Source organism: Pseudomonas sp. MPFS (assembly GCF_022537035.1).
Classification (GTDB): Bacteria; Pseudomonadota; Gammaproteobacteria; order Pseudomonadales; family Pseudomonadaceae; genus Aquipseudomonas; species Aquipseudomonas sessilinigenes.
Map to the genome: position 1 here is coordinate 6206402 of NZ_CP066123.1, position 13913 is coordinate 6220314.

Consider the following 13913-nt stretch of genomic DNA (forward strand, 5'->3'; position numbering starts at 1 on the left):
CTGGACCTGTGCATGCCCTCTTGTATTCCCCGTCGTTGGCACTTGCGCCAACTGATCGCTGCCTCCAGCCTGATTCTGTTGGTCGCCTGCGCGGAAAAACCCACCGCCGCCGACGCCCAGCCGCTGCCCACCCTCCAGGCAGCTCCCATTGCGGCACCTGCCACTGTCGCGCCACTGAGCGTCGACAACCTGGATATCCAGCCCCCCCAGACGTTCGATGAATGGCTCAGAGCCTTTCGCATCGAGGCCTTGAACGCCGGGATCCGTGCCGAGGTATTCGACCGCGCCTTTACTGGCATCACCCCGGACATGAGCGTGATCAAGGCCGATCGCAGCCAACCCGAGTTCACTCGCCCGGTATGGGAATACCTGGATGGAGCCCTCTCCGCAGTACGAGTACGCAAGGGCCAGGCACTGCTGGTCCAGTACAGTGACATCCTGCAACGAATCGAACAGCGCTATGGAGTGGACCGCCAGGCCCTCGTGGCCGTCTGGGGCATGGAAAGCAACTTCGGTGACTTCCAGGGCAACAAATCGGTGATCCGCTCGTTGGCCACCCTGGCCTATGAAGGCCGGCGTCCAGCCTTTGCCAATAGCCAGCTGATCGCCGCCCTGCAGATCATCCAGCACGGCGACATCCAACCCGAGAAAATGCTGGGGTCCTGGGCCGGCGCCATGGGCCAGACGCAGTTCATCCCCACCACCTATAACACCCATGCCGTGGATTTCGACGGCGATGGCCGCCGGGATATCTGGAACAGCCCCGCCGACGCCCTGGCTTCGACCGCCCATTACCTGCAAAGCTCAGGCTGGCAGAAGGGACAACCCTGGGGGCTGGAGGTCAAGCTCAACAGTGGATTCGACTATGCCCTGGCCGATGCCTCCACACGCAAGAGCGTTGCCGAGTGGATGCGCCTGGGGATGCGGCCAGTCAATGGCCAGGCATTGCCCTACGGCTCAGAACAGCTATCGGCTTCACTGCTGCTGCCCGCGGGCTATCGGGGACCTGCCTTCCTGATCCTGGATAACTTCCGCGCCGTGCTCAAGTACAACAACTCATCGTCCTATGCCTTGGCGGTGAACCTGTTGTCCGAACGCTTCAACGGTACCGGGCTGATCAGTGGCAGCTGGCCCAAAGACGAATTGCCATTGAGTCGCTCCGAGCGTATCGACCTGCAAACCCTGCTCAGCGCCAGGAACTATGATGCTGGCAATCCTGACGGCATCATCGGCGCCAACACCCGCAAGGCCATTCGCAGTGCCCAGCAAGCCTTGGGCTGGCCCGCAGATGGCTATCCGACCCGCAAGCTGCTGGACAGCCTGCGCAATCCTTGAGCAGCAACCTGGCGCCAGGGACAGCCCCTGCGCCAGGCCTTGGCTACTTGAAGACCACGTCCTGGGCCAGGGTCAACGTCCTGGCCCCTGCGTCGAGCTTGACCAGGGCGCCCATGGGCAAGGTCAAGTTAGGATCGCAATGACCACTGCGCCACCCAGCCAGCACGGGAATCCGAAATGGCTCGAAGGTCTGCTTGAGCAGCCCGCAGAGCGCGCTGAAATCCACTCCGGCCACATCTCCCACCAACACCCCTCGTAGCTTGTCGAGCTTGCCCGCCAGGCGCAGGTGATTGAGCAAGCGGTCAATGCGGTACAACGGTTCGTTGACATCCTCGATGAACAGAATGGTGCCATCGGTAACGATTTCGTAAGGGGTACCCAGGGTGCTGGCGATCATCGATAGGTTGCCTCCCAGCAGCGGGCCCTGCGCGATGCCCGGCTCGATGGTCGTCAGCGCAAAGGCCACCGGATGAGGCAGCGGACTGCCCGCCCTGACCTGTCCCCTGAGCAGATTGAAGAGGGACGCCTCGGTCGGTGGCTGCTTGCCGCCCAGCAGATCGGCATTGAGCATCGGCCCGTGGAAACTGACAAAACCCGCATAACGATTTATCGCCAGATGCAGCGCCGTGATATCGCTGTAGCCGATGAAAGGCTTGGGGTGTCGGCGCAGCAGGTCGAAATCGATCTTGTCCAGCAGTCGCGGGCTGCCATACCCCCCACGCAAGCACAGGATCGCGTCGACTTCGGTATCGGCGAAGGCCGCATGCAGGTCGTGCAGGCGCACCTCATCACTACCGGCCAAATAGCCATCCTGCTGCCCTACCCCGGGAAAGATTCGCAGCCCATACCCTCTGGAGCGCATCCATTGAAGGGCTTTTTCAGTATCCAGCGCCGCCGGGCCAGCCGGCGCGATAAGGCCGATGACGCCTTCGGCTGCCAATGCCGGAACTGGCAGATGGGCATGAAGAGCAGCAGTCGGTTGAGTGGGCATGCAGAGTCTCCCTGTGTGAGTTCACTCAAGCACAGTAGCCATGAATGCCAGGAAACAGAAGGGGAAATCGCCCGCCAGAGACACAAAGGAGGTGGATCGGTAGACCGCCCGCAAGAATCAGCTCTTGCGGGCGGAACGAATCAGGAAACCAGGCCTTCTTTGGCCAGCTTCGCTTGTTCGTCGGCGTGGTACGAGGAACGCACCAGCGGGCCGGATGCCACGTTCTTGAAGCCCATCCGATAGCCTTCCTCGGCGAACCAGGCGAAGGTGTCCGGGTGCACGAAACGCTGCACCGGCAGGTGGTTACGCGACGGCTGCAGGTACTGGCCAAGGGTCAGCATGTCGATGTCATGCTCGCGCATGCGCTTCATCACTTCGATGACTTCGTCGTCGGTCTCACCCAGGCCCAGCATCAAGCCTGACTTGGTCGGCACGTGAGGCACCAGCTGCTTGAACTTCTGCAGCAGGGTCAACGACCACTGGTAATCCGAACCCGGGCGCGCGGCCTTGTACAGGCGCGGTACGGTTTCCAGGTTGTGGTTGAACACATCCGGTGGAGTGGCCGCGGTAATTTCCAGGGCGATGTCCATGCGGCCGCGATAGTCGGGGACCAGGGTTTCCAATTGCACATTTGGCGACAGCTTGCGGATTTCGCGGATGCAGTCGGCAAAGTGCTGGGCACCGCCGTCGCGCAGGTCGTCGCGGTCCACGGAGGTGATTACCACATACTTCAGGCGCAGGTCGGCGATGGCCACGGCTAGGTTCACCGGCTCATCGACATCCAGGGGTTTTGGACGACCATGGCCAACATCACAGAAGGGGCAACGGCGGGTGCAGATATCGCCCATGATCATGAACGTCGCGGTACCACCAGAGAAACACTCACCCAGGTTCGGGCAGGATGCCTCTTCGCAGACGCTATGCAGCTTGTGCTTGCGCAGCAACTGCTTGATCCGATCGACCTCTGGCGATACCGGGATCCGCACGCGAATCCAGTCAGGCTTCTTCGGCAACTCGGTGGTCGGGATGATCTTCACCGGAATACGCGCGACCTTCTCTGCACCGCGCAACTTGACGCCGGTTTCAACTTTCGCACGGGCCGGCCGCTCGGAAACATCCAGCGTCGGGATCAGGGTTTGAACAGCGTCTTGTTGCGCAGTAGTCATATCAGTCGATTCCGCCCGTTAGGGTCGTCTGCTCAGCATAGTCGAGGTGTTTGACGAGCTGCGCACGCAGCCGGGCACTTACCTCGGCAAATTCAATCGGTCCTGCATGGTCGCTCAGCTGGGTCATTGCCAACCCGGCGTAACCACAGGGGTTAATCCGTCGGAACGGCTGCAAGTCCATGTCCACGTTCAATGCCAGGCCATGGAAGGAGCAGCCGTGGCGAATACGCAAGCCCAGGGAGGCGATTTTCGCCCCGTCTACATAGACGCCTGGCGCATCGGGCTTGGCCGCTGCCGAAACGCCATAACTGGCCAGTAAATCGATCAGGCAACGCTCCATGCGGCTGACCAGTTCACGTACGCCGAAACCCAGTCTGCGCACATCCAGCAAGAGATAAGCCACCAACTGGCCAGGCCCGTGATAAGTCACCTGGCCACCACGATCAGCCTGCACCACGGGAATATCGCCCGGCACCAGCAGATGCTCGGCCTTGCCGGCCTGCCCCTGGGTAAAGACCGGAGGATGTTGCACCAGCCAGACTTCGTCCGGTGCCTCGGTACCGCGTTGGTTGGTGAAGCGCTGCATGGCCTGCCAGACCGGCTCATAGGCCATCAGGCCAAGCTCACGAAAGCCCAGCGTCTGCGACATCACAGCACCATGTGGACGACACCGGTAGCACGCAGGGCACTATTGATATCACGCAGTTGGTCTTCACCGGTGGCGGTGATGTGCAGTTGTACAGTGGTGTACTTGCCATTGCTGCTCTGGCGCTCGGCCAGGGACTTGATGTCCAGGGTGGCGTACTTGGCAAGGATCTCGATCACGGTGTCCTTGAAGCCGACGACCGTGTCACCGATCACCTTGATCGGATAGTCATCGACGGGGAATTCAATCTTGTGCGACTTAACGTCAGTGTCTGTCATGGCAGTAACGGCCTCGTAAGCCGTGGCGACGGACATGGCCCCCGCACCACTAGGGAGCGAGGGCCATGCAGGTCGACAATATCAGTTGAACAAGCCGTAGAAGAATAGACGGATGCTATCCCACATGCGACGGAAGATACCACCTTCCTCGACCGCGTCCAGAGCGATCAGGTCGGCGCTGTGCACCACTTTATCGTCCAGTTTCACTTCGACCTTACCGATCACGTCACCCTTGGCGATCGGAGCGACCAGCTGCGGGTTCATGGTCATGCTGGCTGCCAGCTTCTTCAGCTGGCCCTTGGGCATGGTCATGGTCAGGTCTTCGGCCAGGCCGGCCTTGACTTGATGGGTCGTGCCCTTCCAAACCGGCGCCTGGGCCAGTTCGGTGCCCTTCTGGTAGAAGGTCTGGGTTTCGAAGAAGCGGAAACCGTAGGTCAGAAGCTTCTGGGTCTCGGCTGCGCGGGCCTGTTCGCTGTTGGTACCGAATACCACGGCGATCAGGCGCATGCCATCACGTACCGCCGAGGACACCATGCAATAGCCCGCTTCGTCCGTGTGGCCGGTCTTCAGGCCATCGACGGTCTTGTCACGCCACAGCAACAGGTTGCGGTTAGGCTGCTTGATACCGTTCCAGAAGAACTCCTTCTGCGAGTAGATCGCATAGTGAGCCGGGTCTTCATGGATGATCGCGCGGGCCAGCAACGCCATGTCATGGGCCGACGAGTAATGCTCGGGGTTCGGCAGGCCGGTCGGGTTCATGAAGTGGCTGTTGCTCATGCCCAGGTCGCCGGCAGTCTTGTTCATCATGTCGGCGAAGGCGTCTTCGCTACCGGCGATATGCTCGGAAATCGCCACGCTGGCGTCGTTGCCCGACTGGATGATGATGCCGTGCAGCAGGTCGCTGACGGAGACTTGCGAACCCACCTTGATGAACATCCGCGAACCGCCGGTACGCCAGGCGTTTTCACTGACGGTCACTGGATCGTTCTCGCCGATCTGGCCACGGCGGATTTCCAGGGTGGCGATATAGGCGGTCATCAGCTTGGTCAAGCTGGCCGGCGGCAGGCGCTGGTCACCGTTGTTCTCCACCAGCACGTTTCCGCTGCTGGCATCCATGAGCACATAGGATTTGGCGGCCAGCTGCGGTGGCGACGGCATCGCCTCTACCGCCCAGGCGGCGGGCGTGATGATCAGCGGGACAAGCAGGCACAGGCGTTTGGCAAAGGTGGTGATGTTCATCCGTCTCTCGAAGTCGCTAATGGAAACTTGCCCCAGGGGCAAAATTATTTCAGACAACCGTCTAAAGGGCTGTCGCGTGTAACGTTGTTCACTCACTGACCCTTGCCGGGCTTTTGTTGTACGACGAGCTAACAACCAGGATCGCCCCCCAGTACCGCAAGCGAACCATCATTTCTCAGCGTCCCTACTCTGCAGTGACCACGCTCGCCTGACCCAGGTTGGCCAGGCGCACGCTATTCTGCGCTTGCTGGGTTTCTCCCGGCGATCCGAACGGCCCCAGGCGTACCCGGTGCAGCGTCTGCTGATTACGTACGATCGAACTGATGAACACCGGGGCGCTCACCATTGAACTCAACTTCGACCTCAACAGCTCGGCCGCATCCGGATTGGCGAAGGCGCCTACCTGCAGGTACTGGCCGGAAGCGGCCGCAGAACCGTTCTTGACCTGTACAGGAACCACCGCGGCCGCATGTTGCTGCGGTGGCGGAGTCCACTGCTCGACCGTACCGGCCGAACTGGTGATCACCGGCGCGCTATTCTGCGCCACTTGCGGCTCGTTGAGCATCAAAGGCGCCGGACGGCCACGCTGGGCCCACCATTGCTGAGGATCGATGCCCTCGACCTTGACTCGGGCAGTCCCGGTCTCGGCATAACCGAGCTTCTTGGCCGCCGCATAAGACAGGTCGATAATCCGGTCTGAATAGAACGGCCCCCGGTCGTTGACCCGCAGGATCACGCTGCGGTTGTTGTCCAGGTTGGTCACCCGCACATAGCTGGGCAATGGCAGTGTCTTGTGCGCGGCACTCATGCCGTACAAATCATAGACCTCGCCATTGGCGGTGTTCTGGCCGTGGAACTTGGTGCCGTACCAGGAAGCCGTGCCCGACGCCACGTAGTTCTTGGACTCCTGGATCGGGAAGTAGGTCTTGCCCAGCACCGTATAGGGGTTGGCCTTGTACGGGCCGGTATGCAGGGTCGGGGTGGCATCGGGAATGCGCGATACATCGACATCCCACCAGGGCGCGCCATCCTTGTGGGCGCGATTGATATCCAGGCCCGGCATCGAACGCACGGTATTGGTGGGTTTCTGCTGTGGCGCGCGGCTCGTCGAGCAACTGGCCACCAACAGCGACAATGCGGCAAAAGCCAGCAGCTTCAGGGGTTTGCAGATTGGCATTGCCAGCATTACTTGACGCCCCGTGCTTGGACCAGCTGTTCAGACAGCTGATGTACGGCCATGGCATACATCACGCTGCGATTATAGCGAGTGATCGCGTAGAAGTTCTTCAGGCCCATCCAGTATTCCGGACCGTTATCACCCTCCAGACGGAAAGCAGTAACCGGCATATCATCGCGCAGCGCATCATGACTCGACCAGCCCAGGGCTCGCAACTCCCCGACGGTCTTCGTCGGCTCGATCCCGGTAGTCAGGCCCTCATCTACACGATCGCCGCGCACGTCGGCGCGACTGACCACCGGCTCGCCGGCGACCCAACCATGGCGCTTGAAGTAGCTGGCCACGCTGCCGATGGCATCGTCCGGATTGGTCCAGATATTGATGTGCCCATCGCCATCGAAATCCACGGCATAGGCCCGGAAGCTGCTCGGCATGAACTGCGGCAGCCCCATGGCACCGGCGTAGGAGCCCTTGAGACTCAGCGGATCCAGTTGTTCTTCGCGCGCCAACAGCAGGAACTCGCGCAGCTCCTTGCGGAAGAATTCAGCCCGCGGCGGATAATCGAAGCCCAGGGTCGACAAGGCATCGATCACCCGATAATTGCCCGTATTACGCCCGAAAAAGGTCTCGACGCCGATGATCGACACGATGACCTGGGCCGGTACTCCGTACTCCTGTTCAGCCCGGGCCAACACCGCCTCGTGCTGGCGCCAGAAGTCCACACCGCGGGCAATGCGCGCGTCGGTGATGAACATCGGGCGGTATTCCTTCCACTGCTTGACCCGCTCGGCAGGTCGCGAAATGGCATCAAGAATTGCTTGCTTGCGCTCGGCTTCGCGGAACACGCTCATGAGCTGCTCACCGGCAAAACCGTAGTCCCGGGTCATTTCCCCGACGAATTCGGCAACCTGGGGCGAGCCTTCGTAGGCACCAGCCGAAGCAGGTTCCACGGCCCCCAGGATGCTCGCCAGACCGACCCATGGAGCATACCGAGCGGTCCAGCCACGCATTACTTGCATTGAATTCTTCACCTTAATCAAACCTGTGCGATCCACTTGCGATGGGTATGGATCGACATCAAAACCCCAAACGCTGACAGTAGCGTCACCAACGAAGTTCCTCCGTAGCTAATGAAGGGCAACGGAACTCCCACCACCGGCAACAAGCCACTGACCATACCGATGTTGACGAAAACGTAAACAAAAAACGTCATGGTCAGGCTGCCTGCCAGCAACTTGCCGAACAGTGTCTGGGCCTGCGCCGTGATCACCAGGCCGCGCCCGATCAGCAGCAGGTAGATCAGCAACAAGGCGCAGATCCCCACCAGGCCGAACTCCTCGCCCAGGACCGCGATAATAAAGTCGGTGTGGCTCTCGGGCAAAAAGTCCAGGTGCGATTGGGTGCCCAGCAACCAGCCCTTGCCGAACACGCCGCCGGAGCCGATGGCCGCCTTGGACTGGATGATGTTCCAGCCGGTACCCAAAGGATCGCTTTCCGGGTCGAGGAAGGTCAGGATCCGCTGCTTCTGGTAGTCGTGCATGATGAACATCCACATGGCAATCGCCACCGGCACCGCGGCCGCCAGCACACCGATGATCCAGCGCCAGCGCAAACCGCCCATGAACAGCACGAAGGTGCCCCCGGCCAGGATCAGCAAGGCCGTACCCAGGTCGGGCTGGCGCACGATCAGCATGAACGGCAAGCCGATCAGGATGAGGCTGATCGCCACGTGCTTGAGGTGCGGCGGCAAGGTGCGCTTGGACAGGTACCAGGCGATGGTCGCCGGCATGATGATCTTCATGAACTCCGAAGGCTGGAAGCGGATGACCCCGGGGACATTGATCCAACGGGTCGCCCCCATGGCGTTATGCCCCATCACGTCCACCACCACCAGCAGCACCACGCCGAACACATAGCCCAGCGGTACCCAGCGCGCCATGAAGCGCGGCTCGAACTGGGCGATGACAATCATCGACACCAGGCCGATACCGAAGGACGTGGCTTGCTTGGCCAACAGGTCCCAGCTCTTGCCGCTGGCCGAATACAGCACGAACAGGCTGCCGGCGGCCAGGGTCAGCAGCAGGATCAACAAAGGGCCATCGATATGCAGGCGTTGCAATAGCGTCGCCCGACGCCGCATCACATCCTCGCTGGACAGAATGCGGTCAAAATTACTCTTCACGGGCCGTAGCCTCCGTGCTGATAGGGCTGGCGAATTCTGGCTTGAGCTGGCCATCCGGGCCCAGGAGCCAGGCATCCATGACCTGGCGCACTACAGGTGCGGCGACACCGGAGCCCGACTCACCGTTCTCCACCATCACCGACACCACGATCTTCGGATTCTCGGCAGGCGCGAACCCCACGAACAAGGCGTGGTCGCGGTGGCGCTCCTGGACCTTGGAGCGGTCGTACTTCTCGCCCTGCTTGATCGCTACCACCTGGGCCGTACCACTCTTGCCGGCGATGCGATACGGCGAGCCGACCGCAGCCTTGCGTGCGGTACCCCGGGCACCGTGCATCACCTGTTGCATGCCATGGTTGACCCGCGTCCAGTCCGCCGGGTCGCGCAGCACGATATCCGGCATCGGATTGTGATCCACGGGTTTTTCGCCCTCGATGCTCTTGGCCAGATGCGGCCGGTTCCAGCGCCCCTTGTTGGCCACCAGGGCGGTAGCCTGGGCCAGCTGCAGCGGTGTCGACTGCATGTAGCCCTGGCCGATTCCGAGGATCAGGGTTTCCCCCGGGAACCAGGCCTGGCGCCGGGTCGCACGCTTCCACTCGCGGGTAGGCATCAGCCCTGGCGACTCCTCGAACATATCCAGGGAAACTTTCTGGCCGATGCCAAATTTGCCCATGTAGGCCGAGAGCCGATCGATCCCCAGCTTGTGGGCCAGGTCGTAGAAATAGGTGTCGTTGGACCGCATGATCGCCGTATCCAGGTCAACGAAGCCGTCGCCAGTGCGGTTCCAGTTACGGTATTTGTGATCGTAGTTGGGCAATTGGTAGTAGCCGGGGTCATAAACCCGGGTCGCCGCCGTGACGACCCCGGCATCCAGTCCGGCAATCGCCACCGCCGGCTTGATGGTCGAGCCTGGCGGGTAGAGTCCGCGCAGTACCCGATTGAACAGCGGCCGGTCGATGGAGTCGCGCAATTCGGCATAGGCCTTGAAGCTGATACCGGTCACGAACAGGTTGGGGTCGAAGCTTGGCTGGCTGACCATCGCCAGGACTTCACCAGTGTTCGGGTCCAATGCCACCACCGCGCCCCGTCGACCACCCAGGGCCGCCTCCGCCGCTTCCTGCAACTTGATATCCAGGCTCAGGACAATGTCCTTGCCTGGAATCGGGTCGGTACGCTTGAGCACGCGCAACACACGATTTCGAGCATTGGTCTCGACCTCTTCGTAACCGACCTGCCCGTGCAGCTCCGCCTCGTAGAAGCGCTCGATACCGGTCTTGCCGATATGGTGCGTGCCGCTGTAGTTCACCTTGTCCAGGGTCTTCTGTTCTTTTTCGCTGATCCGTCCCACATAGCCCACGGAATGGGCGAAGTGCGCTCCCTGTGGGTAATGCCGGACCAACTGGGCAACCACTTCCACGCCTGGCAGGCGGAACTGGTTCACTGCGATGCGGGCTATCTGTTCTTCCGTCAGCTCGAACAGGATCGGCACCGGCTCGAATGCCCGCCGCCCTTGCTTGACGCGTTTTTCGAACAGCACGCGGTCTTCGGGCGTCAGCTCCAGCACTTCGACGACCACATCGAGCACCTGCCGCCAGTCACCGGAGCGCTCGCGCGTCATGCTCAGGCTGAAGCTAGGCCGGTTGTCAGCCACCACCACGCCGTTGCGGTCATAGATCAGACCCCGACTCGGTGGAATAGACAGCATATGAACCCGGTTGCTCTCCGACTTGGTCGAGTGAATCTCGTACTGGATCACCTGCAGGTAGTACAGGCGGGCAATCAGCACGCCGATCAGGCAGACCACCAGAATGGCGCCGAACACCACCCGGTTACGCACCAGGCGGGCGTCTTTTTCATGGTCCTTGATACGGATCGGCTGAGACATGAGGGGCGTGGGCTACTTGTGGTAGGGGTGGCCAGACAGCACGGTCCAGGCACGATACAGCTGTTCGCCGATGAGAATCCGCACCAGGGGGTGCGGCAGGGTCAGGGGCGACAACGACCAACGCTGGTCGGCCCGCGCACAGACCTCCGGTGCCAGCCCTTCCGGGCCACCGACCATGAAGTTCACAGTACGCGAGTCGAGGCGCCAGCGATCCAGCTCCACCGCCAACTGCTCGGTGCTCCAGGGCTTGCCGTGCACCTCGAGGGTGACGATGCGCTCGTTATGCCCGACCTTGGCCAGCATGGCCTCGCCTTCCTGACGGATAAAGCGGGCCACGTCGGCATTCTTGCCTCGGGTATTGAGCGGTATTTCCACCAGTTCCAGCGCCAACTCGGACGGCAGACGCTTGGCATACTCATGCCAACCCTCTTCCACCCATTTGGGCATGCGTGAACCGACAGCGATCAGACGCAGGCGCACAGCCGTCCCTTATTGCTGGTCTTTGTTGAGCTTGGCGAAGTGCTCATGGGTGTTTTCCGGGCTGTGGTGCTTGCCGTCGGCCGCACGACTCTGCTCAGCGCCCTGCCACAGGCGCTCCAGGTCGTAGAACTGGCGGGCAGAGGCGGTCATCATGTGCACGATCACGTCGTCCAGGTCCAGCAGGACCCAGTCGCTGTCGCCCTTGCCTTCTTCACCCAGCGGGCGTACGCCCTGGGCCTTGACCATCTCGCGGACCTTTTCCAGCATCGCGCCGATCTGGCGGTTGGAGGTACCGGTGGCGATCACCATGTAGTCGGTGATGCTCTGCTTGTCGCGCACATCGATCACCAGGATGTCCTGGGCCTTGACGTCTTCCAGCGCGGCAACAGCCACCTTGACCAGATCTTCGCCTTTCATTACTTGGTTAGTCATATAAAACTCGTTCAGCTCGTATGTACGGAACGCCGCACGGCCTGGGCCGGCAGCATTCCTTCAGTTCGGCGCACGGTAAAGTCCGTGAGCATCGATATAGGCCAGGACCGCGTCAGGCACCAGGAAACGTACCGACTTACCGCTGGCCAGCAGTTGACGGATCTGGGTGGCAGACACCGCGAGCGGTGTCTGCCAGACGAATGCAATATGTCCCCCCGGCCCTGCCAGGGCCAGCGGATCGCTCACCGAGCGGGCCGCCAACAGGTTGCGCAGGGCATCCGGCGGCTCGCTATCGGCATCCGGGCGTTGCAGCACCAGGATGTGGCAATGCTGGAGCAACTCCTCCCAGCGATGCCAGGTGGGCAGGCCGCAAAATGCGTCCCAGCCCAACAGCAGGAACAACTGGTCGTCAGCAGCCAGTTCGGCACGCATCTGCTCCAGTGTGTCTATGGTGTAGGACGGTTTGTCCCGTTTCAGCTCACGGTCGTCCACCACCAGGGGTGAGACGCCCGCCACCGCACGCTCGACCATCGCCAGACGATCGAGCGCCGACACCTGCGGTGTATCCCGATGAGGCGGCCTGGCACTGGGTGCCAGGCGCAGCTCGTCGAGTCGCATGGATTCGGCCACTTCCAGTGCGCCACGCAGGTGGCCGATATGCACTGGATCGAAGGTGCCACCCAGCAGGCCGATACGTTTGCCCATCAAGTACGCACGTGACCGTCGCCGAACACCACATACTTCTCGCTGGTCAGGCCTTCCAGGCCCACAGGACCACGGGCGTGCAGCTTGTCGGTGGAAATGCCGATCTCCGCGCCCAGGCCATACTCGAAACCATCGGCGAAACGCGTCGAGGCATTGACCATCACCGAACTGGAGTCCACCTCGTTGAGGAAGCGCCGGGCATCGGTGAAGTTCTCGGTGACGATGGAGTCGGTATGGTGCGAACCATAGGTATTGATGTGCTCGATGGCCTGCTCCAGGCCATCCACTACACGAATCGAGAGGATCGGCGCGGTGTACTCGGTACGCCAGTCCTCTTCGGTGGCTTCCAGTACATCGGCCCCAAGGATCGACCGGGTCTGCTGGCAGCCTCGCAACTCGACCCCCTTGTCGCGATAGATCGCGGCCAAAGGCGGCAGGACGCGCTCGGCGATGGCCCCGTGAACCAGCAGCGTCTCCATGGTGTTGCACGGAGCGTAGCGCTGGGTCTTGGCGTTGTCGGCGATACGAATGGCCTTGTCCAGGTCCGCTGCCACATCGATGAACACGTGGCAGACCCCATCCAGATGCTTGATCACCGGCACCCTGGCATCGCGGCTGACCCGTTCGATCAGGCTCTTGCCGCCACGAGGCACGATCACGTCGACGAACTCGGGCATGGTGATCAACGCGCCGACCGCTGCGCGGTCGGTGGTTTCCACCACCTGCACCACATGGGCTGGCAGCTCGGCCGCCGCCAACCCCTGCTGGATGCAGGTGGCGATGGCGCGATTGGAATGAATGGCTTCGGAGCCACCACGCAGGATGGTGGCGTTGCCGGACTTCAGGCACAGGGCCGCCGCGTCGATGGTCACGTTGGGACGCGATTCGTAGATGATGCCGATCACGCCCAACGGCACACGCATCTTGCCCACCTGGATCCCTGAAGGCAGGTAGCGCATGTCACGGATTTCACCGATGGGGTCAGGCAGCTTGGCCACCTGGCGCAAGCCTTCGATCATCTCGTCGATGCGCGCGGGAGTCAGTGCCAGGCGGTCCAGCAGGGCCGGTTCCAGACCATTGGCCCGACCATTGGCCAGGTCCTGTTCATTGGCCGCGGCCAGTTCCGGTCGCGCGGCGTCCAGCGCATCGGCAGCCGCCAGCAGCGCACGGTTCTTCTGCGCGGTGGTGGCACGGGCGATGACCCGGGAAGCTTGGCGGGCAGCGCGACCCAAACGGGTCATATAGTCAAGAACGGACTCAGTCATGGTCTGGTGTGGTCTTGGCAAAGAGGAAAGCGGCTGATTATAGCTGTCGCGCCCGCCCACGGACAGCGGTCACGGGCGGATGGTCGAAATACTCGCAGTTCAGCCTGAATTAAGCCTGGAGTTGTTATCATC

The 13913-nt window shown here is 61.6% G+C and carries 13 protein-coding genes and 1 pseudogene; 1 reads left to right on the forward strand and 13 read right to left on the reverse strand.

Annotated elements, in window-relative coordinates; translation table 11 throughout:
- Positions 1-12 precede the first annotated feature (12 nt).
- On the forward strand, positions 13-1335 hold the full coding sequence (locus I9018_RS28500) for a lytic murein transglycosylase (protein ID WP_241108100.1): 1323 nt from the start codon (positions 13-15) through the stop codon (positions 1333-1335).
- Between the two features lie 43 nt (positions 1336-1378).
- On the opposite strand, the gene I9018_RS28505 is transcribed toward I9018_RS28500, so the two are convergent.
- From I9018_RS28505 to I9018_RS28565, 13 genes and pseudogenes are all read right to left on the reverse strand, one after another.
- Positions 1379-2326: an LD-carboxypeptidase gene (locus I9018_RS28505; protein WP_068579574.1), complete on the reverse strand. Its 948-nt coding sequence runs from the start codon at positions 2324-2326 to the stop codon at positions 1379-1381.
- 140 nt (positions 2327-2466) lie between these two features.
- Entirely contained in the window at positions 2467-3492 is a 1026-nt protein-coding gene (lipA, locus tag I9018_RS28510) for a lipoyl synthase (protein ID WP_068579572.1), read from the reverse strand.
- A gap of 1 nt (position 3493) precedes the next feature.
- Entirely contained in the window at positions 3494-4141 is a 648-nt protein-coding gene (gene lipB / locus I9018_RS28515; RefSeq protein ID WP_068579570.1) for a lipoyl(octanoyl) transferase LipB, read from the reverse strand.
- Positions 4141-4416, reverse strand: coding sequence for a DUF493 domain-containing protein (locus tag I9018_RS28520; RefSeq protein WP_025129297.1), 276 nt, complete (start codon positions 4414-4416; stop codon positions 4141-4143). Before I9018_RS28520 ends, lipB begins: the two co-directional genes overlap by 1 nt.
- A gap of 81 nt (positions 4417-4497) precedes the next feature.
- The gene (locus I9018_RS28525; RefSeq protein ID WP_068579568.1) at positions 4498-5655 is read right to left on the reverse strand and encodes a D-alanyl-D-alanine carboxypeptidase family protein; all 1158 of its coding nucleotides are present in this window, start codon (positions 5653-5655) and stop codon (positions 4498-4500) included.
- A gap of 184 nt (positions 5656-5839) precedes the next feature.
- Entirely contained in the window at positions 5840-6841 is a 1002-nt protein-coding gene (locus I9018_RS28530) for a septal ring lytic transglycosylase RlpA family protein (protein WP_241108101.1), read from the reverse strand.
- Complete coding sequence (gene mltB / locus I9018_RS28535) at positions 6841-7851, reverse strand: lytic murein transglycosylase B (RefSeq protein WP_068579562.1); 1011 nt, start codon at positions 7849-7851, stop codon at positions 6841-6843. The genes I9018_RS28530 and mltB overlap by 1 nt, the downstream gene beginning before the upstream one ends.
- A 17-nt stretch (positions 7852-7868) precedes the next feature.
- On the reverse strand, positions 7869-8972 hold the full coding sequence (rodA, locus tag I9018_RS28540) for a rod shape-determining protein RodA (RefSeq protein ID WP_068579663.1): 1104 nt from the start codon (positions 8970-8972) through the stop codon (positions 7869-7871).
- A 31-nt stretch (positions 8973-9003) separates the two neighbouring features.
- The gene (gene mrdA, locus I9018_RS28545; RefSeq protein ID WP_241108102.1) at positions 9004-10899 is read right to left on the reverse strand and encodes a penicillin-binding protein 2; all 1896 of its coding nucleotides are present in this window, start codon (positions 10897-10899) and stop codon (positions 9004-9006) included.
- A 12-nt stretch (positions 10900-10911) separates the two neighbouring features.
- Complete coding sequence (gene rlmH, locus I9018_RS28550; RefSeq protein WP_011063671.1) at positions 10912-11379, reverse strand: 23S rRNA (pseudouridine(1915)-N(3))-methyltransferase RlmH; 468 nt, start codon at positions 11377-11379, stop codon at positions 10912-10914.
- A 9-nt stretch (positions 11380-11388) separates the two neighbouring features.
- Positions 11389-11796 (reverse strand): annotated as a pseudogene (rsfS, locus tag I9018_RS28555) (ribosome silencing factor); the annotation flags it as partial.
- 75 nt (positions 11797-11871) lie between these two features.
- The gene (gene nadD / locus I9018_RS28560) at positions 11872-12516 is read right to left on the reverse strand and encodes a nicotinate-nucleotide adenylyltransferase (RefSeq protein WP_068579553.1); all 645 of its coding nucleotides are present in this window, start codon (positions 12514-12516) and stop codon (positions 11872-11874) included.
- Complete coding sequence (locus tag I9018_RS28565; RefSeq protein ID WP_241108103.1) at positions 12516-13781, reverse strand: glutamate-5-semialdehyde dehydrogenase; 1266 nt, start codon at positions 13779-13781, stop codon at positions 12516-12518. The genes nadD and I9018_RS28565 overlap by 1 nt, the downstream gene beginning before the upstream one ends.
- Between the last annotated feature and the right edge of the window lie 132 nt (positions 13782-13913).